Annotated in this window: 28 protein-coding genes and 2 tRNA genes; 22 read left to right on the forward strand and 8 right to left on the reverse strand. The window is 57.4% G+C overall.

What is annotated here, in order from left to right; all coding sequences use genetic code 11:
• The first annotated feature begins 20 nt into the window (after positions 1-20).
• The 3 genes from JN414_RS02965 (at position 21) to JN414_RS02975 (ending at position 1655) form a co-directional block, all read left to right on the forward strand.
• A complete protein-coding gene (locus JN414_RS02965) occupies positions 21-413 on the forward strand; it encodes a cytidine deaminase (protein WP_202206617.1) in 393 nt (130 codons plus the stop codon).
• On the forward strand, positions 410-1102 hold the full coding sequence (locus tag JN414_RS02970; protein ID WP_202206618.1) for a serine protease: 693 nt from the start codon (positions 410-412) through the stop codon (positions 1100-1102). The genes JN414_RS02965 and JN414_RS02970 overlap by 4 nt, the downstream gene beginning before the upstream one ends.
• Before the next feature lie 79 nt (positions 1103-1181).
• Positions 1182-1655 (forward strand): response regulator, encoded by a 474-nt coding sequence (locus JN414_RS02975; protein ID WP_237389862.1) that lies wholly within the window; start codon positions 1182-1184, stop codon positions 1653-1655.
• Between the two features lie 19 nt (positions 1656-1674).
• Here the strand turns inward: JN414_RS02975 and JN414_RS02980 are convergent.
• The 3 genes from JN414_RS02980 to JN414_RS02990 all read right to left on the reverse strand — a co-directional run bounded on the left by JN414_RS02980 (position 1675) and on the right by JN414_RS02990 (position 2302).
• Positions 1675-1751, reverse strand: a tRNA-Arg gene (locus JN414_RS02980).
• A gap of 36 nt (positions 1752-1787) precedes the next feature.
• Positions 1788-1864: transfer RNA gene (locus tag JN414_RS02985), tRNA-Arg, on the reverse strand.
• A gap of 63 nt (positions 1865-1927) precedes the next feature.
• Positions 1928-2302, reverse strand: coding sequence for a hypothetical protein (locus JN414_RS02990; RefSeq protein WP_202206619.1), 375 nt, complete (start codon positions 2300-2302; stop codon positions 1928-1930).
• Positions 2303-2377: 75 nt separating this feature from the next.
• On the opposite strand from JN414_RS02990, the gene guaA reads away from it, so the two are divergent.
• Together guaA and JN414_RS03000 are read left to right on the forward strand one after the other, a co-directional pair.
• A complete protein-coding gene (gene guaA / locus JN414_RS02995; RefSeq protein WP_202206620.1) occupies positions 2378-4000 on the forward strand; it encodes a glutamine-hydrolyzing GMP synthase in 1623 nt (540 codons plus the stop codon).
• Positions 4001-4339: 339 nt separating this feature from the next.
• Positions 4340-5890, forward strand: coding sequence for a M81 family metallopeptidase (locus JN414_RS03000; protein WP_237389842.1), 1551 nt, complete (start codon positions 4340-4342; stop codon positions 5888-5890).
• A 161-nt stretch (positions 5891-6051) separates the two neighbouring features.
• On the opposite strand, the gene JN414_RS03005 is transcribed toward JN414_RS03000, so the two are convergent.
• Together JN414_RS03005 and JN414_RS03010 are read right to left on the reverse strand one after the other, a co-directional pair.
• A complete protein-coding gene (locus tag JN414_RS03005; RefSeq protein WP_202206621.1) occupies positions 6052-6501 on the reverse strand; it encodes a CHRD domain-containing protein in 450 nt (149 codons plus the stop codon).
• 42 nt (positions 6502-6543) lie between these two features.
• On the reverse strand, positions 6544-7107 hold the full coding sequence (locus JN414_RS03010; protein ID WP_046899613.1) for an HNH endonuclease: 564 nt from the start codon (positions 7105-7107) through the stop codon (positions 6544-6546).
• A 150-nt stretch (positions 7108-7257) separates the two neighbouring features.
• On the opposite strand from JN414_RS03010, the gene gluQRS reads away from it, so the two are divergent.
• On the forward strand, positions 7258-8091 hold the full coding sequence (gluQRS, locus tag JN414_RS03015; RefSeq protein WP_202206622.1) for a tRNA glutamyl-Q(34) synthetase GluQRS: 834 nt from the start codon (positions 7258-7260) through the stop codon (positions 8089-8091).
• A 63-nt stretch (positions 8092-8154) separates the two neighbouring features.
• Here gluQRS and lptM read toward each other — a convergent pair whose 3' ends face one another.
• Complete coding sequence (gene lptM / locus JN414_RS03020) at positions 8155-8292, reverse strand: LPS translocon maturation chaperone LptM (protein ID WP_202206623.1); 138 nt, start codon at positions 8290-8292, stop codon at positions 8155-8157.
• Complete coding sequence (argH, locus tag JN414_RS03025) at positions 8289-9734, reverse strand: argininosuccinate lyase (protein WP_202206624.1); 1446 nt, start codon at positions 9732-9734, stop codon at positions 8289-8291. The genes lptM and argH overlap by 4 nt, the downstream gene beginning before the upstream one ends.
• A gap of 15 nt (positions 9735-9749) precedes the next feature.
• Here argH and JN414_RS03030 point away from each other — a divergent pair, with 15 nt between their 5' ends.
• From JN414_RS03030 to JN414_RS03085, 12 genes are read left to right on the forward strand one after another with little or no spacing between them, the layout of a single operon-like run.
• Positions 9750-10325 (forward strand): TlpA disulfide reductase family protein, encoded by a 576-nt coding sequence (locus JN414_RS03030; protein WP_046899610.1) that lies wholly within the window; start codon positions 9750-9752, stop codon positions 10323-10325.
• A 39-nt stretch (positions 10326-10364) separates the two neighbouring features.
• Positions 10365-10934, forward strand: coding sequence for a TlpA disulfide reductase family protein (locus JN414_RS03035; RefSeq protein ID WP_202206625.1), 570 nt, complete (start codon positions 10365-10367; stop codon positions 10932-10934).
• A gap of 34 nt (positions 10935-10968) precedes the next feature.
• Positions 10969-11604, forward strand: a complete 636-nt coding sequence (locus JN414_RS03040) for a TlpA disulfide reductase family protein (protein ID WP_202206626.1) — start codon at positions 10969-10971, stop codon at positions 11602-11604.
• A gap of 15 nt (positions 11605-11619) precedes the next feature.
• Positions 11620-12384 carry an N-formylglutamate amidohydrolase gene (locus JN414_RS03045; protein ID WP_202206627.1) on the forward strand — a complete coding sequence of 255 codons (765 nt, stop codon included), beginning with the start codon at positions 11620-11622 and terminating at the stop codon, positions 12382-12384.
• Positions 12381-13211, forward strand: coding sequence for a shikimate dehydrogenase (locus JN414_RS03050; protein WP_202206797.1), 831 nt, complete (start codon positions 12381-12383; stop codon positions 13209-13211). The genes JN414_RS03045 and JN414_RS03050 overlap by 4 nt, the downstream gene beginning before the upstream one ends.
• Positions 13212-13214: 3 nt before the next feature.
• On the forward strand, positions 13215-13820 hold the full coding sequence (gene coaE, locus JN414_RS03055; RefSeq protein WP_202206628.1) for a dephospho-CoA kinase: 606 nt from the start codon (positions 13215-13217) through the stop codon (positions 13818-13820).
• Positions 13817-14503: a DNA polymerase III subunit epsilon gene (gene dnaQ, locus JN414_RS03060; RefSeq protein WP_202206629.1), complete on the forward strand. Its 687-nt coding sequence runs from the start codon at positions 13817-13819 to the stop codon at positions 14501-14503. The genes coaE and dnaQ overlap by 4 nt, the downstream gene beginning before the upstream one ends.
• Positions 14503-15411 (forward strand): glycosyltransferase family 9 protein, encoded by a 909-nt coding sequence (locus JN414_RS03065; protein WP_202206799.1) that lies wholly within the window; start codon positions 14503-14505, stop codon positions 15409-15411. Before dnaQ ends, JN414_RS03065 begins: the two co-directional genes overlap by 1 nt.
• 37 nt (positions 15412-15448) lie before the next feature.
• Entirely contained in the window at positions 15449-16525 is a 1077-nt protein-coding gene (locus JN414_RS03070; RefSeq protein WP_237389843.1) for a glycosyltransferase, read from the forward strand.
• On the forward strand, positions 16525-18285 hold the full coding sequence (gene asnB, locus JN414_RS03075; RefSeq protein WP_202206630.1) for an asparagine synthase (glutamine-hydrolyzing): 1761 nt from the start codon (positions 16525-16527) through the stop codon (positions 18283-18285). The genes JN414_RS03070 and asnB overlap by 1 nt, the downstream gene beginning before the upstream one ends.
• Before the next feature lie 33 nt (positions 18286-18318).
• Positions 18319-19638: a dihydroorotase gene (locus JN414_RS03080; RefSeq protein WP_202206631.1), complete on the forward strand. Its 1320-nt coding sequence runs from the start codon at positions 18319-18321 to the stop codon at positions 19636-19638.
• Positions 19639-19683: 45 nt separating this feature from the next.
• Positions 19684-20064 carry a hypothetical protein gene (locus JN414_RS03085; protein ID WP_202206632.1) on the forward strand — a complete coding sequence of 127 codons (381 nt, stop codon included), beginning with the start codon at positions 19684-19686 and terminating at the stop codon, positions 20062-20064.
• 7 nt (positions 20065-20071) lie between these two features.
• Here the strand turns inward: JN414_RS03085 and JN414_RS03090 are convergent, their stop codons facing one another.
• Positions 20072-20374, reverse strand: coding sequence for a hypothetical protein (locus JN414_RS03090; RefSeq protein WP_202206633.1), 303 nt, complete (start codon positions 20372-20374; stop codon positions 20072-20074).
• 154 nt (positions 20375-20528) lie between these two features.
• Here JN414_RS03090 and JN414_RS03095 point away from each other — a divergent pair, with 154 nt between their 5' ends.
• The 4 genes from JN414_RS03095 (at position 20529) to JN414_RS03110 (ending at position 25597) form a co-directional block, all read left to right on the forward strand.
• Entirely contained in the window at positions 20529-21209 is a 681-nt protein-coding gene (locus JN414_RS03095; protein ID WP_237389844.1) for a tetratricopeptide repeat protein, read from the forward strand.
• Positions 21209-22603, forward strand: coding sequence for a PQQ-binding-like beta-propeller repeat protein (locus tag JN414_RS03100; protein ID WP_202206635.1), 1395 nt, complete (start codon positions 21209-21211; stop codon positions 22601-22603). The genes JN414_RS03095 and JN414_RS03100 overlap by 1 nt, the downstream gene beginning before the upstream one ends.
• Positions 22604-22607: 4 nt before the next feature.
• Positions 22608-23999 (forward strand): ribosome biogenesis GTPase Der, encoded by a 1392-nt coding sequence (gene der / locus JN414_RS03105; RefSeq protein WP_046899857.1) that lies wholly within the window; start codon positions 22608-22610, stop codon positions 23997-23999.
• Between the two features lie 185 nt (positions 24000-24184).
• Positions 24185-25597 (forward strand): sugar porter family MFS transporter, encoded by a 1413-nt coding sequence (locus JN414_RS03110; protein ID WP_202206636.1) that lies wholly within the window; start codon positions 24185-24187, stop codon positions 25595-25597.

Here is a 25597-nt window from a genome sequence, read left to right on the forward strand (position 1 = left end):
CAGGCGCTAGTGTCTGAATTATGATGGAAGAACTGATCTCCCGGGCTCTTGAAGCCCGATCCCGGGCCTATGCGCCATACTCCCGCTTTCAGGTTGGCGCGGCCCTGCGCTGTGAGGGCGTGGTTCATTCAGGCTGTAATGTCGAGAATGCAGCCTATCCGCTCGGAACCTGTGCTGAAGGCGGCGCGATTTCAGCCATGATTCTTGCCGGGGGCCGGCGCATTGAGGAAATCGTGATTGTAGGGGGCGGAGATCAACCTTGCACACCATGTGGCGGCTGTCGGCAGAAGCTACGTGAATTCGGCCTGCCTGATCTGAAAGTGCACATGATTTCGCCCACAGGAACCTTGCTCCTGACACGTACCCTCGCAGAGTTGCTGCCTGACGCATTCGGTCCGGACAATCTGGAATGAAATACTGGCCCTGTCTGCTTGGACTGCTGGTGGTGGGAACGGTCTGTGCGCAGCCTCTTCCGTCTCTGCCCGGTCTTGGGGACGGGGCCAGACGTGAACTGATTGATGTCCGTGCGGCACCCTGGCGAATTCTGGGGCGAGTACAGACAGAACTCGGTGTCAAATGCACGGGTTTTGCCGTTGCTCCCAATGTAGTCATGACGGCAGCTCACTGTCTCTGGCTGCCGAAGACGCACACTTATATACGACCAGGCGATGTTCATGTGCTGATGGGATACTCGCGGGGCTCATACCGCCAACATGCTCATGTTGTGCGATTCATTATCCCACCCGGATACGACCCGAAAAACGAATCCGCTACTGGGGCCAGTGATCGGGCAACACTGTTGCTGTCAGAACCAGTTATCGCGACGCGGGACCTGCTTCCGGCGATTCCGGTGCAGGATGGCGCAAGGGCAATGCTGGTTGGGTATTCGCAAGATAGAAACGAAGTGCCATTCGGCGATCTGGACTGTCATATCAATGGAGTGACAGTCAGTGGCCTTGTCCATCACGATTGCGAGGCGACAAAAGGAGTGAGCGGCGCTCCGCTTCTGCTTCAAAAGTCTGACGGAACGTGGGGTATCGGCGGGCTTGCTGTCGCGGCAGATGTGGGGCCGGGCGGGTTGGCTGCTCCGCTCGTTCCCTAGTTGATCGCAGAAGAATTTTCATAATTCTGCAAACATCGCCTGCATGACGCGTTTGAAGGGTCGGGAAACATCATTCGTGATGTTCCCGCTTTTTATTCGGTCCGGAAAGGGGCACTTTATGTATGTCATGGCAGGGAAAGGAACGGCGTCTGTCGGGCAGTCTCGTGGCATGCATGCGAGCAACGCCTATCTGACGCATCGCAAGAATGTTCTGGTGGTTGAAGACCAGGCTCTATTGCGCTTCCTGGCTGCGGATATGCTTGAAGATGCGGGCTATAACCCGATTCTTGCTGCGACTGCCGATGAAGCCATGGATATCCTTTCCAAAGGAGAAGCCGTCGATTTGGTATTTTCTGACGTGAATATGCCCGGACGGATTAACGGACTGGATCTGGCTGAGACGGTGGGCGCTCGTTGGCCGCAGATCGGTGTGGTGCTGACCTCTGGTGCTTATCTTCAGGAAAAGCGGCCTCTGCCAAACAAGGCGATGTTCCTTCCCAAGCCATACGAATGGGAAGACGTCTATCGCGCCCTTAAGGCGTTGCAGCACTGATTTTTATGAAGACGTCGTGTGGTGCACCCGAAAGGACTTGAACCTCTAACCCCCAGATTCGTAGTCTGGTGCTCTATCCAGTTGAGCTACGGGTGCGAACACGATATGTTTTTGGCAGAGCCAAAAGTAAGATGGTGCACCCGAAAGGACTTGAACCTCTAACCCCCAGATTCGTAGTCTGGTGCTCTATCCAGTTGAGCTACGGGTGCGTCTTGAGGCGGGGTTTTACAGGCGGTTTTAAAACCTGACAACCCCCCTCCGAAAATTAATTTCTACTTTCTTGTCATGGTGATGTGGGCCCGACAGGCGCTGGAACCGAAAGTGCCGCCAATCGCCTGGCCAACGGGATATCCGTTAAAAACCAGTGCAGTCTGGTGGCCATTCATGTCCTTGCTGGCAAGTTCCGCATGATAGTGATGTGCGCCAGGTTGATAGGTTCCCACGAGAACCTCAGAGCCGTCTCCCGGTGTAAAAACGATTTTTCGTCCACGGATTTCGAGCGTGGACGTGCGTTCGGTCGGGCAGGAGCCTTGATCCGTGACGAGCGCGCCTACCCACCGTCCTGAGGGATCATTTCCAGGGTCAGGAGTGGCGCAAGCTGCCAGAAAAGCCATGGCAGAAAGAGAAAAAAGAGCGATCGGGCGCATGTTGTGCCTGTCCTGTGATGCAGAATGGATGACGCAGACGACACAACACCTTATAGGAGAGCATCAAAAGGCACCATGAACACGGAACGCGAGGCCATCACATTGACCCAGCAGGACGCCACCACCGTCGCGAAGCTCGACGAAACACTCCACGAAGACCGCATCCTCATTCTGGATTTCGGAAGCCAGGTAACGCAGCTTATCGCCCGCCGCGTGCGCGAAAGCGGCGTTTACTGCGAAATCTGGCCCTTCACGGCGACAGACGAAAAGATCCGCGAATTCAATCCACGTGGCATTATTCTGTCGGGTAGCCCTGCCAGCGTCCATGATGAAAACGCTCCTGCGATTCCGGAAATCGTGTTCTCCCTGAACCGCCCGGTTCTCGGTATCTGCTATGGCCAGCAGGCCATGTGCCAGAAGCTGGGCGGTAAGGTCGAAACGCACGAACATCGTGAATTCGGTCGCGCCTATATCGACATCGCTGAAGATTGCGCTCTGTTCCGTGGCGTTTGGGCTCGTGGTAAGCGCGAGCAGGTCTGGATGAGCCATGGTGACCGTGTAACGCAGCTTCCGCCGGGCTTCCGTGCTGTTGCCTATTCGGAAGGGGCTCCGTTCGCGATCATCGCCGATGAAGGCCGTCGCCTGTATGGTGTGCAGTTCCATCCGGAAGTCGTGCACACGCCGCATGGTGCTGCGCTGATCCGTAACTTTACGCACAATGTTGCGGGTTGCAGCGGCACGTGGACGATGGCTGGCTTCCGCGAGCTGGAAATCGCTCGTATCCGCAAGCAGGTCGGGGATGGCCGCGTCATTTGTGGTCTGTCCGGCGGTGTGGACAGCTCCGTGGCTGCGAAGCTGATCCACGATGCTATCGGCGACCAGCTGACCTGTATTTTCGTTGATCCAGGCATCCTGCGTTCCGGTGAGGCCGACGAGGTCGTTAAGACGTTCCGCGGTCGCTTCAATATCCGTCTGGTTCACCGCGACGCATCTGACCTGTTCCTGAGTGAACTTGCAGGCGTCAAAGATCCGGAAATCAAGCGGAAGACCATTGGCCGTCTCTTTATCGAAGTGTTCGAGGAAGAAGCTGCAAAGCTTGGTGGCGCGCAGTTTCTTGCTCAGGGTACGCTCTACCCAGACGTGATTGAAAGCGTCAGCTTCACGGGCGGCCCGTCCGTTACCATCAAGTCCCATCATAACGTTGGCGGCTTGCCGGATCGCATGAACATGCAGCTGGTCGAGCCTCTCCGCGAACTGTTCAAGGATGAAGTTCGTGAACTGGGGCGTGAACTTGGCATTCCGGAACACATCGTGGGACGTCATCCGTTCCCAGGGCCGGGGCTTGCTATTCGTATTCCAGGTGAGATCGACAAGGAAAAGCTGGATCTTCTGCGGAAGGTGGACGCGATCTACCTGGAAGAAATCCGCAATGCCGGCCTGTATGATGCCATCTGGCAGGCTTTTGCGGTTCTGCTTCCTGTGCGGACTGTCGGTGTGATGGGCGACGGCCGGACCTATGATCAGGCCTGCGCTCTGCGTGCCGTGACCAGTACTGACGGCATGACGGCTGAAGTCTATCCGTTCGACTTCGCGTTCCTGAATCGCGTTGCTGGCCGTATCGTTAATGAAGTCCGGGGTGTTAACCGCGTGACTTACGACATTACGTCCAAGCCACCGGGGACGATCGAGTGGGAATGAGGATTTTAAGCCTCTAGCCATTTGGAAAAGGCCTGTCCCCTATGGGGCAGGCCTTTTTTTATGATGTTGCGGAGAGTGTGGGGGTTCGTACCGCTCTCGATTTAGAGCAATCGCAACATTAGTTTTTATAGCAAAACAATATCGACCTCGTTCAGACTTAGCCTGTTCGTGTCCTGGCCATTTTCTGGCGGACAAAACGAGTGGGGAATTGCCGGTGTCAGCCATGGAGAAGAGCTGAAAGTTTCGTTGGTTCTCTGCTGAAGCCACGTGGGGTCTTCGAAGACGCGGCGACAATTCCTGCTTTTTGAACATCTGGACAATAGGACGAGGGCTAACGACGTGCGTCGCAGACTGATCTTGAAGATGCTTCCAGCGGGGCTACTGGCATTACGAGGGCAGGGGTATGCCCAAGATCGCGGAACCGGGCTGATACCAGCTTTTAAAGGTACGCCCCGGATTGCCGTGGGTGGGATTGCGTCAGAATGCAGTACTTACAGCCGTATTCGCTCCCGCATGCCGGAGTTCACCACGCTCCGAGGCAACGAAATTTTCGGAGCGCCGCTGTCCCAGCCGCTGCATCGTTATGATTTTGACCTCCTGCCGACCCTGGAAGCATCCGCCCCACCAGGCGGCCCAGTTGAGCGCAAGACGTATGAGGCTTTGAAAGCAGAATATCTTGAGCGTCTGCGCAAGCTCTTGCCGCTGGACGGTGTTTATCTGGCGATGCATGGCGCCCTGAGTGTCGAAGGCATGGATGATGCGGAAGGGGACTGGTATGCCGCAACGAGGTCTGTCGTCGGGCCGGATTGCCTATTATCTGCCTATTACGATCTTCACGGCAATCTTAGTCAGCGCAGTGTCGATACACTGGATGCTCTGACGGCATACCGTACCGCGCCGCATGTTGATCGTATCGAGAATGTCATGCGGGCTACGGATATGCTTACGCATTGTCTGCGTTACGGCCTGCGCCCCGGAATTGTGTGGGCAAGCATACCGGCGCTGCTTCCGGGGGAGCAGAGCAGCACAGAATGGGAGCCTGGCCGCCGCCTGTGGGCAGATCTGGCGGAATATAATCGGCTTCCGGGTATTCTCGATGTCTCCCAACTGGTTGGATATGTCTGGGCTGATGAACCCCGTTCGGCTGCATCCGTGGTTGTCACAGGTACGAACGTCGAAGAGCAGAAACGCATCGCTACGGAACTGGCGCAGCGATACTGGGACGCACGACACGACTTTCATTTCGGCACACCAACCGGGACGATCGATGAGTGTCTCAGCCGTGCGATGTCATCAAAAACGCATCCCGTGGTCATTTCGGATTCCGGAGATAATCCGGGCGGTGGCGGCAACTCTGACCAGACTTTTTTCCTTCAGGCTTTGCTAAGAGCTGGCGCGAAGAATGTCCTGCTGGGCGGCATGACGGACCGGCCTGCAACGGATGCCTGTTACAAGGCGGGTGTTGGCGCAGTTCTTCCGTTATCTATCGGCGCGACTTTAGACCCCGTGATGTGCAAGCCTGTGCATGTCCGCGCGACTGTGAAACATCTGACGCCGGTCTCGCATTCCGATGAAGGTGAAGCTGTCATTGAATTCAATGGCATCACGGCGACGCTTTCTGCTCGGCGGCGTCTGTATCATTCGGCGGAAGCATTCCGGGATATTGGGCTGGAGCCAACGAATTTCAGTATTGTCGTTCTGAAATGCGGGTATCTCAACCCAACCATGAAGCCACTGGCCAATCCGGCACTCATGGCGCTTTCGCCGGGGGCTATCAATCAGGATATAGTCAATATCGGTAATCATCGCCGTAAACCGACATGGCCTTGGGTTCCTGACCTGACATACACGCCGGAACCTTACGTGTCGGCCCGAATTCATCGCAGCTAGAAGGCAGGGATAGCGTAGGCCGATTTGCCTTCTGATCGGCAGAAAATCTAGATCTCCGATAACTGGATGGTCATCAAAAGCGGACAAAATGCTCGTTAAGCTCTACATACAAAAAAGGCCTGCTCCCTTCGAAGCAGGCCTTTTTGAGGTCTGGAAAGACCTTACGGTTCCATATGATGCTTATGGCCTGTCAGCTCAGTTGTAAGCTGGGCGCGGGCCTCACCGGATGGAAATTTCTCAGTATGAAGGTTGATGTAGCTTTTGCCGGCGAGCACGTCCTTCACCTGATCCGGGGTCAGGGTGAGCGTTCCAGTCATACGTGTCTGATAAGGGCCGGGAATCGGAGCGATCACGCCTGCATCTTCACCATCGGCTGCCGGGCCATGCAGATGGATTGCATTGACCGGACCTGTCAGGCCGTTGTCTTCAAAGCGGTAGGAGAGGGTGTTTTTTGTCGTGTCCAGCATGGCGGAGGCTGATCCCTTGATCGGGGATGTGGCGCCGTGTTCGCCCTTGAACGGACCAAAAAGATGGATCGTTTCAGCGGAAGCAGGCAGGGCCGTGACAGACAGACCTAGCGCGAGAGCGGTAACGAAGAAACCTGTACGCATGGAACGTGATCCTTGCAGAAGTTGGAGACACTGAACGCGGTGTCAGGTCTCCAGTTCAGTGTTCCAGTACAGATAATCACGCCAGCTTTCGTGAAGATAGTGGGGCGGGAAGGTCCTCCCGTTTTCCTGAAGAAGCCGACTGCTGGGCTGATCGGGTTTCCGGTGGGGATGCATGCCGATCTCGCTGGGGAGGCGGGAGCCTTTGAGGAGATTGCAGGGGCTGCAGGCGGTAACAACGTTCTGCCAGGTTGTCTTCCCGCCCTTTGCCCGAGGGATGACGTGATCAAAAGTCAGTTCATGTGTTGGCAATCGATCATGGCAGTACTGACACGAAAAATTGTCCCGCAAGAAAACGTTGAATCGTGTGAAAGCGGGTTTTCGTGCTGAGGGAATGTAATCTTTCAGTGCGATAACGCTGGGTAGGCGCATGGCCATGCTGGGAGAGTGAACGACGGCGTCTTCGTACTCTGATAGAACGGATACCCGGTCCAGAAACACAGCCTTCACGGCTTCCTGCCATGACCATAGCGACAGCGGAAAGTATGAGAGCGGACGAAAATCCGCATTCAGAACAAGAGCCGGAAAATGCTGACTACTGACAGGCACCACGCGCTTCCTTTTTTGAAGGACGGCACATGCGGGAACTTCGGCGTAGAAAACTTAAGACAAACGCCGATAAACATGCGTCGTCGGCTTCTTTGAGATAACTATTTCAGTAAAATTCATGAACTGCAAGAAAACCCTGATGAAAGCTTGATGACGCTGCCTCCTGTAACGCGCTTTGCGCCCAGCCCGACTGGTTTCTTGCATCTTGGACACGTTGTGTCTGCCCTTCACGCGCGTGCGTCCGCCGGACAGGGTGGGCGGTTTCTTGTGCGGATTGAGGACATTGATACCGCGCGGTGCACGTCGGCTTTTACCGATGCTCTGAAAGAGGACCTGCAATGGCTGGGGCTATGGCCGCAGGAGACTGTGCGTCAGCAATCCCTTCATCTGGCGGAATATGCGCATGTTTTGTCTGAACTCAGAAGCAGGGGGCTTATCTATCCCTGTTTCTGCACGCGCGCCGAGATCGCTGCGGCTTCCGAACGTTGTGCTCCAGACGGAAGCATTGTTTATCCGGGCACATGTCTTCGAAGCGCCCGGTCAATCTCCGGGCGTGTGCCAGCCTGGCGTCTGAACATGGCGCGCGCGCTTGATGAGCTTCAGGAAGTGCCGTCCTGGTATGAAGTGGGTGACGAAAGAATTTCTGGCCGGGCTGACGAATTTGGAGACGTTGTGCTGGCCCGACGGGACACGGGTGTTTCCTATCACCTTTGCGTCACGCATGATGATGCCCAACAAGGTGTGAACTGCGTCACGCGTGGTCGGGATCTGTATGACGCAACATCCATTCATCGTGTTCTTCAGTGCTTGATGAAATGGCCAGAACCTCACTATCGCCATCATGCCCTTATCAAAGACGAGAGTGGGCAGAAGCTCTCGAAACGGAATGGGGTAGAAGGTATTCGCACTTTGCGCGCTGCGGGGTGGATACCCGAGCAAATTCTGGCTCATCCGCTCGTGCTTGAAGCGCTTGCGGAGAGCTAAAGTCATGGAGCGGCCTGACGGGGGCCAAGCTGCTCCATCACATAGTGACTCTCAGAAAAAGCGTTACTCCGCAGGATAAGTGCGCGGATATGTGACGTCAGAGTCTGGGCCTGGTGGGCGTGGTGCACCTTTCTTTCCGCAGGCACTCAGGCTGGTGCTGAGGGCGAGAAGTGTCAGGCTGAGAAGCAGAAAACGTTTCATGTCGTCTCTCCAAGTTTGTTCAGCCAAACCTGCGCCTGCTGCTGAACGTTGGACGGAGCCGTGCCGCCAAAGCTGGTGCGGGAGGCGAGGGAAGATTCAACCGTCAGAACATCAAAAATCCCTGCATTGATGCCCGGCTCCACGGCCTGCATTTCGGCAAGGGAGAGATCAGCCAGATCACAGCCTTTCTGTTCAGCCAGGCCGACCAAACGGCCTGTAACGTGATGAGCCGTTCGGAAAGGCACGCGGAGTTCACGCACCAGCCAGTCCGCCAGATCTGTGGCGGTGGAAAAGCCCATGCCTGCGACTTCACGCATACGGTCCGTGTTGGGCTTAAGGTCTCGGATCATTCCGTCCATAGCAGCAAGGGACAGCGTCATGGCTTCTGTCGCGTCAAAGACAGGCTCTTTGTCTTCCTGCGTGTCCTTTGCGTAAGCCAGCGGCAGTCCCTTCATAACAGTCAGCAGGCCAACGAAATTCCCCATAATGCGGCCGATCTTGGCGCGCACCAGTTCAGCCGCGTCGGGGTTACGCTTCTGGGGCATGATGGACGAGCCGGTTGTGAACGCGTCCGACAGGGTTACGAATCCGAAAGGAGCGGATGCCCACATGACGATTTCTTCAGCCAGTCGCGACAGATGCATGGCCTGAAGAGACAGGGCTGACAGGAACTCCAGAGCGAAATCACGGTCTGAAACGGCGTCGAGCGAATTGGCCGTCGGGCGATCAAAATCCAGCGCTGCTGCCGTCATTGCACGGTCGATCGGGAAGGACGTTCCAGCCAGAGCCGCTGATCCTAGCGGGCATTCGTTCAACCGAGCCCGTGCATCGCGCAGGCGTCCACGGTCGCGGGAGAGCATTTCAACGTAAGCCAGAAGGTGATGGCCGAACGTTACAGGCTGAGCGACCTGAAGATGCGTGAAGCCGGGCATCGGCGTTGCGTGATGTTCCAGTGCGCGTGTCGCAAGGGCGCGCATCAGGGAGGCGGTCTGTTCCTGAAGGCCGTCAATCGCATCACGCACCCACAGGCGGAAATCTGTGGCCACCTGATCATTGCGGGACCGTGCCGTGTGCAGGCGCTTGCCGGCTTCGCCAATCCGCTCGGAGAGGCGTGCCTCGATGTTCATGTGAATGTCTTCGAGGGCAGGGGAGAACTCGAAGCGTCCTTCGCCGATTTCCTGCGCGATATCACCCAGCCCTTGCCGGATTTCCGCAAGCTCGGTTTCCGTCAGCAGGCCGACCTTCTGAAGCATCGCTGCATGTGCGAGAGAGCCGCGGATATCCTGACGCCAGAGGATTTTATCAAAGCCGATGGAAGCGTTGATCTCACTCATGATCGCAGCCGGTCCGGAGGCGAAACGGCCACCCCATTGCGGGTTGGCAGCCGTACCTTCAAAGCTTGAGGCAGGATCGGTTTCTTTTTCGACAGGAACGTTTTTCATGATAACCGTAACAGGATGAAACAGAAGCAGATCGACCGGCGAACCCTTCTTTCAGGAGGTCTAAGCCTAGCTGCGGCGGCCAGCCTGCGCAATTCCGCACGTGCTGAAGATCGCCCGAAACCGATTGTTCCGTCTCTGGAGCCGGGGGCGGCACGTCTTGCTCCGCTGGAATTGAAGCTCCAGCGGCCGGAGGGCGGCAGTCGTGCCTTGTCCGCCTGGCGTGGCACGCCATTTGTTCTGCATGTCTGGGCAACCTGGTGTGCGCCCTGCAAGCACGAACTGCCGCAGCTGGACGCCTTTATGAAGGCGCTTGGAGACGACAGCCCTATCGTCCCGGTCGCTATGGCCAGTCATGGGCCTGATGCTGTCGCTGCGTTTCTTAAGGCGCAAAATCTGACCCATATTGATCCGTGGTCTGCGGATGCTCATGAATTCCAGAGCTGGCTGGGCGACAAGCCGCTGAGCTTTCCTTCTACCTATCTGATTGATGCAGAGGGTCGTCTTCGCGCGGTGATTGAAGGCGAAACGGACTGGGGGGCGCCAGAGAGTGTGGCGCAGTTCAGAAAAGTTATTGCAGCTTTGAAAAAGTAATGGTGTTCTGGCGAAAGTGACAGCAGAACGAGTGATTTGATGGCAGTGACGATTGGTCGGCGTGGATTTATTGCGGGCGTAGGCGGTTTAAGTGTGGCTGCCGGCCTGTCTGGCGCCGCATGGGCTGGAAAGCAGGAAAATCTTCGTTCGGTCAGGAGTTTGGCGCCGGGTAAGCCGCAGCTTGAGCCTGTAGCGCTGCAACTGATTGGCCCAGCAGGGGCAACGCAATCGCTGGCCTCAATGCGGGGTAAGCCGTTCCTGCTGCATGTGTGGGCAACGTGGTGCGGTCCTTGCAAACAGGAGCTTCCAAAGCTCGACGCTTTCTGTGCTTCCCTGGGAACAGACTGTCCCATCATTCCCGCTGCTGTAGCCAGTGGCACACCGGAAAAGGTCGCGTCATTTCTGGATGCGGCGGGTCTGAAGCACCTCCCGGCGTGGACGATGGACAAGGCTGCTTACAAATCATGGTTGAAGACATCCGATGTCGCCATTCCAGTCACATACCTGATTGATTCGTCGGGTCGTCTTCGGGCTGCGGCCGAAGGTGGTGTGAACTGGTCCGCCCCTGATGCCGCGCGTCAACTGCACGACGTTCTTGCCGGAATCTGATTTTAATTTTCTGACGACACCAGGAATTCCACTAATGACTTTTTCTTTGACCCGCCGTGCCGCCCTCGCCGGAGCCGCCGGACTGCTCGCTTCTTCCCGTGTTTTCAGTGCTTCAGCTGAAGACAAAGGCATACCCTTTGTCCCGAATTCGTTCGGCGTTCTGGCCAAGCCTCGTGCTCTGCCAGTGCTCTCTTTCCAGAATGAGCAGGGGCAGGAAGTCCCTTTGTCGCATTGGTTCGGCAAGCCCTTCGTTCTGCACTTCTGGGCGACCTGGTGCCCGCCATGCATTCGTGAACTTCCGTCCGTTAACGCGACGGCCAAGGCTCTGGGCGCAGACGGGCCACAGATTGTGACGGCAGCCGTACGCGGCAGTACGGTGCCAAAGGTCCGGGCTTTTTATGATGCACACCAGATTGACGCCCTGCCGCTTCTCGTGGACCCGACGTCCTCTGTAATGATGGAAACGGCGGATCAGGATGCTCTGGTGGCGTCTATCAAGCATGTACGTCCGGACGATCTGAAAGATCTTACGCCAAGTGTCATGGCGCTGCATGGCGTGCCCCGGTCCCTTCTGCTGAACGCCAAGGGTGAGGTTGTTGCCGAGGCCATTGGGAATATGGACTGGTCTGCCGATGCGGTCCGCCATACCTTGTCCGTCCTCGCAGGCTAACAACGTAAAGAGTCGATGTCCCTTTCTCTGCTGGGTGCCGATGATCCGGCACCGTTCCTCCTGTTCCCCGAGACCCAGCCGTCACCGTTTGTGCTGGTGAGTGACCATGCGGGAAAAGCTGTTCCCAAAGCACTGGAGTTTCTGGGCGTCAGGGAACCGGACTGGCACCGGCATATTGCATGGGACATCGGAATCGTCGGGGTAGGGCGGTTTCTGCGTGACCTGCTGGGCTCTCCCCTGATTGAGCAGGTCTATTCCCGGCTGGTCATCGATTGTAATCGTGCGCCGGGTCACCCGACATCCATGCCCCATGTCAGTGATGGGACCTACGTTCCAGGAAACAGTGAAGCACCTGTTCATTGCCGGACACGGCGCGAGCGCGAAATCCTTCATCCCTATCACGATGCAATTGCCGAGGTTCTGGCGGAACGGACATCGCGCCCGACGGCGCTGATTGCCCTGCACAGTTTTACTCCGGAAATGACGGGTGTTCGGCGCCCTTGGCAGATCGGCATTCTTCATCACAAGGATAGCCGGATGGCTCGTGCGATGATCGATACTCTGCGGGCAGAAGGTGATCTTTGCGTTGGAGACAACGAGCCTTACGTCCTGACCGATACCAACGAATACACAGTCCCCCGGCATGCAGAAGCAAACGGGTTGCCCTATCTGGAAATTGAACTTCGACAGGACCTTATTGCGGATGAGGAGGGGCAACGTGCATGGGCGGAGCGTCTCGCAAGACTTCTGCCTCAGGTCTGGGAGACACTGGCTGCATGATTGACGGACATACAAAACTTGCTGGTGTCATGGGATGGCCCGTAGAGCATTCCCGTTCGCCCATGCTGCACAATCACTGGTGCAGGGTTCACGATGTGAACGGGGCGTATGTGCCGCTCCCCACGCGACCGGAACATTTTGAGGCTGCTCTCAAGGGCTTGGCTGCAGCGGGCTTTCAGGGCGTGAACGTCACGATTCCGCACAAGGAAGCCGCGATGCGAGCCTGCGACAGCATGACGGATACCGCCAGGCGTGCGGGAGCCGTTAATACGGTGCGTTTTGAGAATGGTCAGATTATCGGTGACTGCACTGACGGTACGGGTTTTTGTGACAACCTCACCGCGCATGGCGTCACCTTGTCCGGCCGAGCGCTAATCCTGGGGGCTGGAGGCGCAGCGCGCGCTGTTGCGGCTGCACTGCTGGATCGCGGCTGTGAGGTTGTAGTCGCGAACCGAACCATGGCGCGCGCCGAAGCGATGGTCGAGGCCCTGAAGGGAGGGGAAGCTGTCGAGTGGTATGACTGGCCGTCTCTCCTTCCGGGCTGTTCACTTCTGGTCAATGCAACGTCGCTGGGTATGAACGGCAAAGCCAACATAGACTGGGATGCAATGCTGCGGCAGGCCGGGTCCAGCCTGTGCGTGACAGATATTGTTTATACTCCGCGGGAGACACCGCTCCTGAAAGCGGCAAAAGCTGCCGATCTGCAAACGGTTGATGGTCTCGGGATGCTGATTCATCAGGCTCGGGCAGGGTTTCGATCCTGGTTCGGAGTAGACCCGGAAGCCGATGAGGCAACCTTTAATCTACTGGCTGCAAGTCTGCGCTAACCCATGAAAATCATCGGTCTGACAGGCGGAATGGCGGCGGGGAAAAGTACAGTCGCCGCTCTGTTTCGTCGGGCCGGTGTGCCGGTTTTTGACGCGGACGCTGTTGTACGGACCCTCCAGGGGCCAAGAGGAAAGGCGCTCCCCGCCATTGCCCGCGTCTTTCCTGTTGCAGTGCAGGGCGGCGTTCTGAATCGTATGGCTCTGCGTCAGGCTGTGGTTGGAAATGTCGCCGCGCTTCAAGCGTTGGAGGCCATCATGCATCCGCTTGTAAAAGCCGAGCGCGGGAGGTTCCTGCGTCACTGTCGTGCGCGAAAAGAACCGTTCTGTGTCTTGGATATTCCGCTCCTGATGGAAATCGGGGAAGACCGGAAATGCGATGTGGTGGTGGTGGTTGAGGCCCCAATGGCAACACGCCTGTCCCGTATTCATCAGCGCGGGAAAACGGGTGCCAGAATGAGCGAGGCACAAGCACGTTCCTTTATCGCACGGCAAATGCCGGACCACGAACGCAGACGCCGGGCACACATCGTGATACGAACCGGCCTTTCCCGTGGATCTGCTGCCCGGCAGGTTCGCGCTCTTTTGCACCGTCTGCGCGAGGCTTCATGAAACGCTCGATCCTGTTCGATACGGAAACCACAGGCTTTGACCCGGATCAGGGCGATCGCATCATCGAAATCGCGGCCATCGAACTAATCGATGATCTGCCGACGACCAATTATTACCACGTTATGGTGCACCCTGAGCGCGACATTCCGGCCGAGGCTACGAAGGTGCATGGTTTTCGGATTGAAGATCTGGAGGGTGCGCCGAAGTTTCCAGAAATCGCAGACGGATTTCTGGAGTTTATCGGCGATGCCCCGATGATCGCGCATAACGCGCGCTTCGACTTCAAATTCGTGAACGCCGAGCTGCAAAAATGTGGCCGCGCGCCGCTGGATTACGCCAGTCGTGCGATCGATACTGTCGAAATGGCGCGCAAAAAATATCCGGGTATGCCCGCCAGCCTTGATGCGCTGTGTCGCCGCCTCAACATCGACCTGTCCCAGCGCGGAACTCATAACGCTCTGCTGGACTGCAAATTGCTGGCGGAAGTGTATGTCGAACTGATGGGCGGCCGCCAGCGCGGGCTTGGACTGGCTGGACCTTCACGGAGCCGCAGTATTGCAGAAGCGGGCAATATGCTCGCAAACCGGACCCCACGGAAAATGGCGCTTCCGAGTGCAGAAGAGCTGGCTGCTCATACAGCTTTTGTGGACGATCTGAAGGACCCAGTGTGGCGTCGCGACTGATGAAGATCCTGTTCATCACATCCAACAGGCTTGGCGATGCCGTTATTTCCACCGGTGTGCTGGATGCTCTGCAAAAACGCTATCCGGCAGCTGTATTTACCGTTGTCTGTGGACCGGTCGCGGCAGGGTTGTTCGAACCAAATCCTCGCTGTGAGCGGGTTATTACTCTTGAAAAACGCCGCCACGATCGACACTGGCTGGACCTCTGGTCTACCTGCGTTCGAACGCGCTGGTTTATGGTCGTGGATCTGCGGGGTTCCCTCCTCAGCCTCACGCTCCGAACGCGTCGAAGGTTGATCGTTCAGGGGGGGCGTCGGGACGGACGCAAGATCGAGCAGCTTCGTGATGCGCTTGGCCGTCACAAAACCCCGATGCCGCGTGTCTGGACGTCCAGACAGCATGACAAAACTGCAGAAGACCTGCTTGCGGGTGGCCCCTGGCTGGCTTTGGGGCCAACGGCGAACTGGGATGGCAAAATCTGGCCTCCAGAGCGATTTGTCGCGCTTGCTGAGGGCCTGCGTCGTCAGGGGATGCGACCTGTTCTGTTTTATGGGCCGGGAGATGCAGAAAAAGAACGGGCCAGGCCTGTTTTGGAAGCGCTCCCGGAGGCGCTGGACCTGGGCGGAGACAGGTCTCTCGGAGAAGTGGCAGCGTTGCTTGCTCGTTGTGCGCTCTTTGTAGGCAATGACTCAGGTCTCATGCATCTGGCCGCCGCTGCCGGAACGCCCACGCTTGGTCTGTTTGGGCCCTCCCGCATGTCCGAATATGCTCCGTCGGGGACTGAGGCGTTCGCAATCGCGGCTCCCGGTCCGGAAGGGAAAGCCTCGTTGGAGGATCTGACGGTCGAAGCCGTTCTGGATGTCGCCAAAGCCATTCTGGCAGGAAATGCCAACACCTTCAGGACGTGACCTTGAAGCGCTGCTCCGCATGGCCGATAGAGAAAGTATGAGCGTTTCTTTCCAGCCTTCGCCTATGGTGTCGCCGTCTTTTTCCGGGCGCAAAGCCAGAGTGGCCCATGTCATGGCGGGGTCGGCACGCGGCGGGGCGGAACTGTTTTTTGAGCGCCTTTCCATGGCTCAAACCCAGGATGAGCGTTCCGTTCGCGCCCTGATTCGCCATGATGCAGCGCGGGAAGATCGTCTTCGTGCCGCTCGCGTCGACATACATACGTTCAAATTTGGTGGCGCTCTGGATGTCAGAACGCGGTCGCACTTGCTCCGGAACCTGCATGAGTTTCAGCCTGATGTCGTTGTGGCCTGGATGAGCCGTGCGGCGCGCAAACTGCCGACTGGTCCCTGGCGGACAGCGGGGCGTCTGGGCGGATATTACGATCTGTCCAATTATCGGCGCTGCGAGCATCTGATTGGGAATACGCGTGGTTTGGCAGATTGGATGAAAGCCGAGGGATGGCCCGCGGATCGCGTTCATTACCTACCAAATTTTGCGACGGATTTTGCGGCTGTGACGCCGGTACGACCGGATTTCCTGCCTCCCGATGTTCCGTTTGTGCTGGCTCTAGGACGCCTGCATGAAAACAAGGCGTTTGATGTTCTGATCCGTGCCATGACCCGTCTGCCAGGCGTGCACCTCGTCATTGCCGGGGAAGGTCCGGAGCGTGCGGCGCTGGAAGCGCTGATCCGAAGCAAAAATCTTTCAGACCGTGTTCATCTTCCGGGTTGGGTCGCGGAGAGTGGGCCATGGCTGCGGGCGTGTGATGTCATGGTTTGCCCGTCGCGGATCGAGCCGCTTGGAAATGTCGTGATTGAAGGTCTTTCGGCAGCGGTCCCTGTCGTCGGAAGTGCTATTCAGGGGCCTCAGGAAATTCTTTCCGGGACCGACGATGGCCTTCTTGCTCCCGTTGAGGATGCTGAAGCCTTCTCTGCCCAGATCGGGAACATTCTGGAAGATAAAGCTCTCGCCCAGCGTTTGCGACACAATGGTCGTACCCGGTTCGAGTGCGAGTTTGCACAGGATGTTGTGATGGCCCGTTGGTCCGAATTTTTGGACGGAGGGCTGACCTGATGTGTGGAATCGCCGGTTTGTCCTGTCTGCCCGGAAAGTCGCCGGATCAAGCCGCGCTGGAGCGGATGTCTGCTGCGATTTTTCACCGTGGGCCGGATGGGGAAGGGCGGTTGGATCTTCCGGGCGCAGCGCTTAGGCATCGCCGTCTGTCCATCGTGGATATTGCTGGTGGAACCCAGCCATTCCGGGTTGGGAATGCGGCGTTGATTGCCAATGGAGAGATCTACAACGATCCGGACATTCGCAGCACTTTTCCTGCTGATCGTTTCCAGACCAAGAGTGATTGTGAACCGCCTCTGCACCTCTGGCTGAGAGATGGAACTGGCTACACGCATGAGCTGCGTGGCATGTATGCCATCGCCGCCGTTGAGAACGAGCAAGGCCAGCACGAAATGCTGCTGTCCCGCGATCCGTTCGGCATCAAGCCACTTTATATTGCGGAATACGAAGGTGGAATCGCTTTCGCCTCAGAGGCGCAGGCTTTGCTGGCTGGAGGCTTTGGTGTCCGGCGGGTCAGGAACAAGGCGCGGAATGAACTGCTCCAGCTTCAGTTCACAACCGGGCAAAAAACAGTTTTCCCGGGAATACGGCGCTTGTTGCCGGGTGAAACCCTGCGGATTGTGGATGGGCGGATCGTTGAATCGCGCCGCCGCCACGCTTTGCACGAAGCCACGGAAACCATCCCCGCTGACCTGACGGACGAGCAGGCTCTGCGCAGGCTCGATGCCGCCTTGACCGACAGTGTCCATGCGCACCTTCGGGCCGATGTTCCTCTGGGACTGTTTCTATCGGGCGGAATTGATAGTTCTGCCATTCTCGCTGCCGCTCATAAACTCGGGCTACCGCGCCCCATGACCTGGACGGCGCGCTTTGACACTGGAAAAGCGGACGAATCTGCCGATGCAGCAGCATTGGCGGCTTCGGTTGGTGCAGATCATCATGTTCTGACCGTCACAGAAGCAATGGTCTGGTCTCATCTGCCTACTATTGTGGCCTGCATGGATGATCCTGCGGTAGACTACGCGATTATCCCAACGTGGTTTCTGGCGCAGGAAGCGCGCAAGGACGTCACTGTGATCCTGAGCGGCGAAGGGGGAGATGAGCTCTTTGCCGGATATGGGCGCTATCGTCGGGCCATGAAGCCGTGGTGGCGCGGCGGAAGAGGGCCCTGGCGTTCGGGTACATTTGGTCGGTGTGTGCCGGGGCAAGGGCGTCAGTGGCGCGCGGGGCTCGCGGCCATGGAACTATCCCAGCGTTTGACGGGACTTCCCGCAGTGCAGGCTCTCGACGTTGCGGAATGGCTCCCCAATGACTTGTTGCTCAAGTTGGATCGCTGCCTGATGGCGCATTCTGCTGAGGGGCGCACACCGCTGCTGGATCCTGTTGTGGCCAAGGCCGTCTGGTCTCTGCCGGATCATTTCAAGGTGCGGGATGGATACGGCAAGTGGCTCTTGCGCCGGTGGCTTCAGGATGCCCTTCCACAGGCAAAGCCGTTTGCTCCAAAGCAGGGTTTCACCGTGCCTGTTGGGCCCTGGATCGAAAAGCAGTCTCAACGACTGGGTCCGATGGTCGCACAGCAGTCCTGCATCCAAGACATTATGGCCTCACAAAAGGTCGAACGTATTTTCTCAACAGCGACACAGCGCGGTCACGCCCGGCAGGCCTGGACGCTGTTGTTCTACGCTTTGTGGTTCCGACACCATGTTGAAGGCATTCCGGCTGACGGAGATGTTTTCGAGACACTTTCCCGCACTTGCTAAGCGCGGTTTCCATCAGACTAACAAGGACAGACTATGCATTACGATCTGATTATCCGGGGTGGCCGCTGTGTATTCCCATGGGGAGAAGCGGAGGCCGATCTGGGTGTCCGAAACGGCCGCATCGCTTCTTTGTCCGTTTCACATGACGATGAGGCTGACAGGGTCATTGATGCGACGGGGCTGCATGTTCTGCCTGGCCTGATCGATAGTCATGTTCACCTGCGTGACCCCGGAAATGCCGCGGTGGAAACCCTTGAAACCGGAACGCGCGGGGCGGCTCTGGGCGGTGTCACAACGGTTTTTGACATGCCGAACACCTCACCCAGCGTGACGGACAAGGCGATGTTGGACTGGAAGCGCGAGCATATCAGCAAGGTCGCTCATGTTGATGTCGGCATGTACATTGGGGCGACCCGTGATAACACGCCCGACCTTGCCATGCTGGAGCAGCAGCCAGGGGTTTGTGCCATCAAGGTTTTCGCTGGGTCTTCCACCGGCAACCTGATGATCGAGGACGACGAAGGTATCGAAGCCGTCATGCGTTCCGGCCACCGTCGTGTCTGTTTTCATTCCGAAGACGAATACCGCCTGCAGGCACGTAAGCCGATGTTTCATGAAGGCCAGCCTTACGCCACACATAGTGTCTGGCGGGATGTGGAATGTGCGTTCCTGGGAACGCGCCGCATCATGGCGATTGCCCGCAAGACGGGGCGTCCTGCTCATATCCTCCACACATCTACAGCGGAAGAGCTCGCCTATATGGCTGATTTCCGGGATGTTGCAACGGTTGAAGTCTTGGTCAATCACCTCACGCAGGTTGGCCCGGAATGCTACGAAAAGCTGGGTGGCCTTGCCGTGATGAACCCGCCCTTGCGGGATCGCTATCACTACGATGCGAGCTGGAAAGCCATTCAGGATGGTCGTGTCGATGTTGTGTCTTCAGATCATGCGCCACATCCGTTGGACGCAAAGAAACGCCCATGGCCGAATTGCCCGGCTGGTCTGACAGGTGTGCAGACTATTGTTCCGGTTATGCTTGATCGTGTGAATGCAGGCCGTCTGTCTCTGGCGCGTCTGGTAGATCTGATGTCCGCCGGGCCAGCTCGCGTCTATGGGCTTCAGACCAAGGGTCGCATGGCTGTCGGTTTCGACGCCGATTTCACTCTTGTGGACATGAAGGCTCAGCGGGAAATCACTAACGACTGGATCGTCTCTCCTTCAGGATGGACACCATTTGATGGCACGCACGTGACGGGTTGGCCGATGGCAACCATCGTTCGTGGAACGGTAGTCATGCAGGATGATGAGGTGATTGGTGAAGCGACGGGACGGTTTGCCAAATTTGCGCCTTGATCGAGGCGTAGGGCGCGCGACGCTTCGACCATGAAAGAGAGTTTTATGATTCGCCCCGTTGCCGCGTTCTGCGGTCTGTCCCTTCTGTCTGCGCTTGCATTTGGAACAGCAGGAGCCGCCGAATCCGGCTGGAGTGCACCAAAATGTGGTGCCGAGCCGGAATCTCCAGTCGTGAAGGCCGGGACCGTTGCCCAGTACAACGAGAGCGTGGACCGTGTGACAGCCTACGAAAAAGAAGCGCGAGCTTACAATGCATGCGTTTCCGGGCAGGCGAACCGTGAAGAGACTGCCATCAGCCAGGAAGCCAGCGCGAAAATTTCACGAATTCATTCTGCCAGTGCTGCCGTCCAGACACACATCGCAGGATCCTTTCAGAAGCTTTCCTCTGAGTTGACTGCTGCGGGACGTAAGCTCGGCCATCACTGACGGGTTTTCACTGGCCCATCCGCACCTGATTCTGTTGTGGCGTGAGAGAAGTCGGGCCTTCATAGGTCTGGCGCGCGACATTCGGCATCAGGTCCGGCCTTGCCCAGCATTCCGTGCCCTCAAAACTGGTGGTGCAGTATGGCTGGGGCGGGGGTGGTCCAACCGGACGGGAGCAAAAGCTTTCGTCATCATACAGATAGGCTGTATTGCAGTCTTTTCCGGTGATGGCAGAGGCAATTCGGTCCGGCGCGCACCCGGCGAGCGCGCAAAAGACTAGAACTGACAATAGAAGCAAAGCTGGGTTTTTCATGTCCGGCAGCATTATCCGGCAGGGGTTAAGGAACCCCTAAATTGGTGGCCGGTTTCTTTTGGTAACAGCTTCTCAAGCGAAGCGTTTGCCGCAAACGTGCGGCGCCTGTATGGTTCCGCAAGAACTTTACAAGACCGATCCAGCAGGGGACCAGGTGGCGGACGATTTCATCACAGAGGTGAACGAAGAAATTCGGCTTCAGCGCCTACGGGCAGCTGCGCGCCGATGGGGTGCTGTTGTGGCAGGTGTTGTCGTCGTGGGAGCGATTGGCGGCGGTGTCTGGGAGTGGCAGAATCACGCCCGGAAGCAGGCCCAGCAGGCTGCATCAGCCCAGTATTTCAATACATTGGAGACGCTGGCTGATCCCAAGCACGACAAGGCTGTCACGCAGAAAGCCGAGACAGTTTTTCAGGATCTGGCAGATCATGGGCCTGTTGGCGTGCGGTCTTATGCAGCGCTGCGTCTGGCAGATCTGAAGATGCAGGATCACGATCTCGCCTCTGCTTTGAAGGCCTGGAACAGTGTTTCTTCCGATTCTGTCGCCGAGCCTGCCCTGAAGGATATGGCGCGTTACATGGTTCTGAATGCTCAGACCAATACGGCAGACCCGAAGACGTTACGTCCCGGCTATGAAGCGCTTGCGCAGAGTGGTGGCGCTTGGTCAGCTCTGGCCCAGGAAGGTCTCGTCGCTTTGGATCTCCGTCCAAACGCAACGGCTGACCAGCAGAAAGAGGCTCGCCGCCTTCTGACGCAGATTGTTGGAAGTGTATCTGCACCTGAAGGGGCTCGTGCACGGGCACAGGCCCTTCTCGAAACCTTTGGAGACGCTGGTTAATGCGCCGTCCTGACCGTTTTTCTGCGTCTATGAACCGCCGCTCGATGCTTCGTGTTGCCTGTTCTGGCGCCGCTCTGACCGCGATGGGCGGATGCAGTCTGTTCAACGATGATGAGAAGCCCATGTTGGCTGGCCATCGCGTTGACGTGCTTTCCACTGGTGCGGGTCTGACCGTCGATCCCGACGATCATACGCCCATCACACTGTCTGCACCGCAGTCCGTGACGGAATGGCTTCAGCCTGACCGCACGCCGGACCATGTTGCGGTTAATGCCGTCTGGAGCGGGTCTAACCTCAAGTGGAGCCGTTCCATCGGCGCCGAGGTGAACCCGACGAGCTTCCTGTCCATGGTGGCGATCATGCCGAACAGCCGCGGGGCCATTCAGTCCCCTCCGGTGATCGGAAATGGTCGGATTTTCACCACGGATGCACAGGGCGTGGTGAAGGCGTGGACGTGGCCGGGCATGAAGCAGCTCTGGTCTCATCAGCCAGCTCCCCGAAAGTCCCGCTCTACCAATATTGGTGGCGGCGTCGCACTTGATGGAGAGACCCTCTACATTGTGGATGGCGTTGCGCAGGCATTGGCCGTCGATGCTGCCAGCGGCAAGATCAAGTGGACTGTCGATCTCGGCACACCCGGTCGATCTGCTCCTACGATTTCTGATGGTCTTGTTGTTTTCGGGACGATTGACGAGCGTCTTTATGCACTTGAGGCTGCCACGGGCCGACAGGTCTGGACGTATCAGGCAACGGGTGCGGACACCGTCATCTTCGGTCAGGCTGCCCCGGCTATCGTAGATGGTGTGGTTCTGGCAGGCTTCGGCAGTGGCGACCTCGTAGCCCTCCGTGCGGCTTCCGGTGAAATGGTGTGGAGCGATAGCCTTGGCGGTGCCAACGGTATGGGCGCCATGCTGGATTTCTCCTGCATCCGCGGGGCTCCGGTCATCAAGGACGGCACGGCGTATGCCATTTCCATGTCCAGCGTTCTTGTGGCTGTGGATATGCGCTCCGGACGTCGCTTGTGGGAGCGCGAAGTCAGTGGCCAGACGCCCCTGACAATCTGCGGGGACTGGATGTTTGTCCTGTCCACCGATCAGCAGCTTGCCTGTCTGGACCGTCTGTCCGGCCACGTACGCTGGATTACCCAGCTTCGCCGCTTCCGCCGACAGGAAGTGCAGAAGGACGCCATCCAGTGGGTGGGGCCTCTGCTCGTAAACGGCAAGCTGGTCTGTTTCTCTACCCTGCCGCAGGAAGGCATGGTGATTGTTGATGCCGTAACCGGCAAAATTGAATCGACCCGTAAAACCACGGCTCCATGCCAGGTTCAGCCGATCGTCTGTGACGGTCTGGTTCTGACGCTGTCCCAGGATGCTGTTCTGCGGGCCTATGGCTGAACGAATGACCTCTGAGAATCTGCCCGTAGTTGTTATTGCCGGGCGCCCGAATGTCGGGAAATCCACTCTTTTCAACCGGCTTGTCGGGCGTCGTCAGGCGCTCGTCTCCGATCAGCCCGGTGTGACGCGTGACCGTAAGGAGGGCGAAGCCCACATGCGTGGTCGCCGCATCCGTGTGATTGATACGGCGGGCCTCGAAGAAGCTGCGCCGGACACGCTGTTCGGTCGTATGCGTGCATCATCCGAATCTGCCGTCTCCATGGCAGATCTGGTGCTGTTCTGCATCGACGCACGCGCCGGTATCACGCCAACTGACGCTCATTTTGCCAACTGGCTGCGTCGTCAGAACCGTCCGGTTCTGCTGATTGCCAATAAGGCAGAAGGGCAGGCTGGGACCAATTCCGCACTTGAGGCCTACTCGCTGGGTTTGGGCACGCCTCTGGCGCTGTCTGCCGAACATGGTGAGGGCATTAGTGACCTCATGGGAGAGATCGTCGATCGTCTTCCCGGTGCGCCGAAGCAGGAGCGCCGTCGTCGCCGTGACGAGGAGCCGGAAGAGGGTGAAGAGCCTGAAGAACGTCCGGCTGGCCCACTTCATCTGGCGATTGTTGGGCGCCCGAATGCAGGCAAATCCACGCTTCTGAATTGCCTTCTCGGTGAAGAGCGGATGATCACCGGCCCCGAAGCCGGTCTGACCCGCGATTCGATTTCCGTCGATTTGCATGACGAACACGGTCCGATCAAGCTTGTTGATACGGCAGGGATGCGTAAGCGTGCCCGCGTTGAGCAGCATCTTGAGCGCATGTCTGTTTCCGCCTCTATCGAAGCGCTGAAAATGGCAGAAGTCGTCGTGCTGACGATCGATGCCACACTGGGTGTGCACGAGCAGGATCTTCAAATTGCCCGTCTGATTGAGAAGGAAGGCCGCGCCTGCGTTCTGGCTCTCAATAAGTGGGACGCTGTTGAAGATCGCGTTGCCACACGTCAGGCCATTTCAGACCGGATCGAGACGTCCCTTGCTCAGGTTCGTGGCATCCCGGTGGTAACGTTTTCGGCGTTGACCGGGGCAGGCGTTAATCGCCTTCTTCCGGCGGTGCGTAAGGCCTATGAAGTCTGGAATTCGCGCGTCACGACGGGTGAACTGAACCGTTGGTTCGAAGCAATGTTGGACCGTCACCAGCCGCCTCTGGTTGATGGACGCCGCCTCAAGCTGCGTTATATGACGCAGGTGAAGGCTCGTCCGCCGACATTCATTCTTTTCGGTACCCGAGCAGAAATGCTGCCTGATGCGTACAAGCGCTATCTGGTGAACGGGCTGCGCGAGACATTTCATATGCCTGGTGTGCCCATTCGCATCCAGCTTCGCGGGACGACAAATCCTTACGCGGACAAGTAAGAGCTGTTTTTTTGTTCCGTTATGCAATGAACGCATAGCGGAACAAAATCGCTTTACCGGACTGCAAAACTCCCCATTTTCGTATACCTAATCCCCTGCCAGCCTATGGCGGTGCATGGTGTTCGGCCCTAGAAAGGCCGCCAAGCCCTACGTCAGGCCTGAGTTAGAGATGAGGATTACAGATTATGGTCGGGATTGCTGCGGTTCGCAGTGAAGGCTCCTCAGGAGAGTCTCAACGCAGCACGGCGCGCGCCACGGCATTGGGTATCATGGCCGCTCTCGCTGGCCTGATGTTCGGTCTCGATACCGGCGTTGTTGCTGGCGCCTTGCCCTTTATCGCTACAGATTTCCACGCGAGTGATGCCTTGCAGGGGTGGATCGTATCCTCGATGATGGCGGGGGCGGCGTTCGGCTCTCTTGTCGCTGGACGGATTTCCAGCCGTTATGGCCGGACAGGAGCCATGCTTGTGGCCGCGGTTTTGTTTCTTGTGGGAACATTACTGTGCGCGCTGGCGCCTTCGGCTCTGGTGCTGATTATAGGGCGCGTTTTTCTGGGGCTTGCTGTCGGCTTGGCTGCGTTCGCCGCTCCTCTCTACATCTCTGAAATCACGGTGGAATCTGCTCGCGGGTCCATGATTTCATTCTATCAGCTCATGGTCACGCTCGGGATTTTCCTGGCCTTTGTGTCTGACAGTCTGCTGGCAACAGGTCAGCATTGGCGCTGGATGCTGGGGATCATGGCCGTTCCTGCCACGCTGTTCCTAGGCATTGTTCTGATTCTGCCGCACAGCCCGCGTTGGCTGATGATGCAGGGACGCAAGGACCATGCGCGTCGTGTGCTCAATAGTCTTCGATCTGACGAAGAAGTGGCAGAAGCTGAACTCGCCGATATCCAGGCTCGTCTTCACAAAAGCAGTGACGCTGGCTTGGGTCTTTTCCGGAGCAACCCCAATTTCCGTCGCTCTGTCTATCTTGGAATGCTGCTGCAGGTCATGCAGCAGCTCACGGGTATCAATGCACTGTTGTATTACGCGCCACGGGTCTTTCAGGCCGCTCATTTCGGGGTTAACGCGTCCATCTGGGCCACGACACTCGTTGGTCTGACGAACATGATCCTGACGGGTGTTGCCATTGCCTGCGTGGACAAGTGGGGGCGTCGTCCGCTGCTCATTCTAAGTTGTGCAATTGCAGGGTTTGCGCTCCTTGGCGTGGGCGCATTGCTGGCGGTCGGGGCTTCAAGCTTTGAGGCACAGATTGCACTGTGTGGATTTGTTCTGTTGTTTGTCGCCGGATTCGCTATTGGAGAAGGCCCGCTGGTCTGGACGCTGTGTTCTGAAGTTCAGCCAACGCGCGGACGTGATTTTGGAATTGGCTGCTCAACGGTTACGAACTGGGCTGCAAACTGGGCCATTTCCAAGACTTTTCCCATGATCATGGTGGCTATGGGCGCAGCATCAACATTCATTATGTTTGCAGCGTTCAATGGACTTTTTGTTCTCGTCACGCTCATGATGGTTCCGGAAACAAAAGGTGTTTCTTTGGAGACGATTGAGGCCAATCTGTTTTCGGGCAAGAAACTTAGAAATCTGGGACGTTAA

It is taken from the genome of Gluconobacter sp. Gdi, from assembly GCF_014132155.1.
Lineage (GTDB): Bacteria > Pseudomonadota > Alphaproteobacteria > Acetobacterales > Acetobacteraceae > Gluconobacter.

Coding starts and splice junctions, on each gene's coding strand:
- argH (WP_202206624.1), bottom strand. CDS start 9,734: ATGAAAAACGTTCCTGTCGAAAAAGAAACCGATCCTGCCTCAAGCTTT.
- JN414_RS03040 (WP_202206626.1), top strand. CDS start 10,969: ATGACTTTTTCTTTGACCCGCCGTGCCGCCCTCGCCGGAGCCGCCGGA.
- JN414_RS03005 (WP_202206621.1), bottom strand. CDS start 6,501: ATGCGTACAGGTTTCTTCGTTACCGCTCTCGCGCTAGGTCTGTCTGTC.
- JN414_RS03030 (WP_046899610.1), top strand. CDS start 9,750: ATGAAACAGAAGCAGATCGACCGGCGAACCCTTCTTTCAGGAGGTCTA.
- der (WP_046899857.1), top strand. CDS start 22,608: ATGACCTCTGAGAATCTGCCCGTAGTTGTTATTGCCGGGCGCCCGAAT.
- JN414_RS03110 (WP_202206636.1), top strand. CDS start 24,185: ATGGTCGGGATTGCTGCGGTTCGCAGTGAAGGCTCCTCAGGAGAGTCT.
- JN414_RS02970 (WP_202206618.1), top strand. CDS start 410: ATGAAATACTGGCCCTGTCTGCTTGGACTGCTGGTGGTGGGAACGGTC.
- JN414_RS03080 (WP_202206631.1), top strand. CDS start 18,319: ATGCATTACGATCTGATTATCCGGGGTGGCCGCTGTGTATTCCCATGG.
- JN414_RS03035 (WP_202206625.1), top strand. CDS start 10,365: ATGGCAGTGACGATTGGTCGGCGTGGATTTATTGCGGGCGTAGGCGGT.
- guaA (WP_202206620.1), top strand. CDS start 2,378: ATGAACACGGAACGCGAGGCCATCACATTGACCCAGCAGGACGCCACC.
- JN414_RS03050 (WP_202206797.1), top strand. CDS start 12,381: ATGATTGACGGACATACAAAACTTGCTGGTGTCATGGGATGGCCCGTA.
- coaE (WP_202206628.1), top strand. CDS start 13,215: ATGAAAATCATCGGTCTGACAGGCGGAATGGCGGCGGGGAAAAGTACA.
- JN414_RS03045 (WP_202206627.1), top strand. CDS start 11,620: ATGTCCCTTTCTCTGCTGGGTGCCGATGATCCGGCACCGTTCCTCCTG.
- JN414_RS03070 (WP_237389843.1), top strand. CDS start 15,449: ATGAGCGTTTCTTTCCAGCCTTCGCCTATGGTGTCGCCGTCTTTTTCC.
- asnB (WP_202206630.1), top strand. CDS start 16,525: ATGTGTGGAATCGCCGGTTTGTCCTGTCTGCCCGGAAAGTCGCCGGAT.
- JN414_RS02965 (WP_202206617.1), top strand. CDS start 21: ATGATGGAAGAACTGATCTCCCGGGCTCTTGAAGCCCGATCCCGGGCC.
- gluQRS (WP_202206622.1), top strand. CDS start 7,258: ATGACGCTGCCTCCTGTAACGCGCTTTGCGCCCAGCCCGACTGGTTTC.
- JN414_RS03085 (WP_202206632.1), top strand. CDS start 19,684: ATGATTCGCCCCGTTGCCGCGTTCTGCGGTCTGTCCCTTCTGTCTGCG.
- JN414_RS03065 (WP_202206799.1), top strand. CDS start 14,503: ATGAAGATCCTGTTCATCACATCCAACAGGCTTGGCGATGCCGTTATT.
- JN414_RS02975 (WP_237389862.1), top strand. CDS start 1,182: ATGTTCCCGCTTTTTATTCGGTCCGGAAAGGGGCACTTTATGTATGTC.
- lptM (WP_202206623.1), bottom strand. CDS start 8,292: ATGAAACGTTTTCTGCTTCTCAGCCTGACACTTCTCGCCCTCAGCACC.
- JN414_RS03100 (WP_202206635.1), top strand. CDS start 21,209: ATGCGCCGTCCTGACCGTTTTTCTGCGTCTATGAACCGCCGCTCGATG.
- JN414_RS03090 (WP_202206633.1), bottom strand. CDS start 20,374: ATGAAAAACCCAGCTTTGCTTCTATTGTCAGTTCTAGTCTTTTGCGCG.
- dnaQ (WP_202206629.1), top strand. CDS start 13,817: ATGAAACGCTCGATCCTGTTCGATACGGAAACCACAGGCTTTGACCCG.
- JN414_RS02990 (WP_202206619.1), bottom strand. CDS start 2,302: ATGCGCCCGATCGCTCTTTTTTCTCTTTCTGCCATGGCTTTTCTGGCA.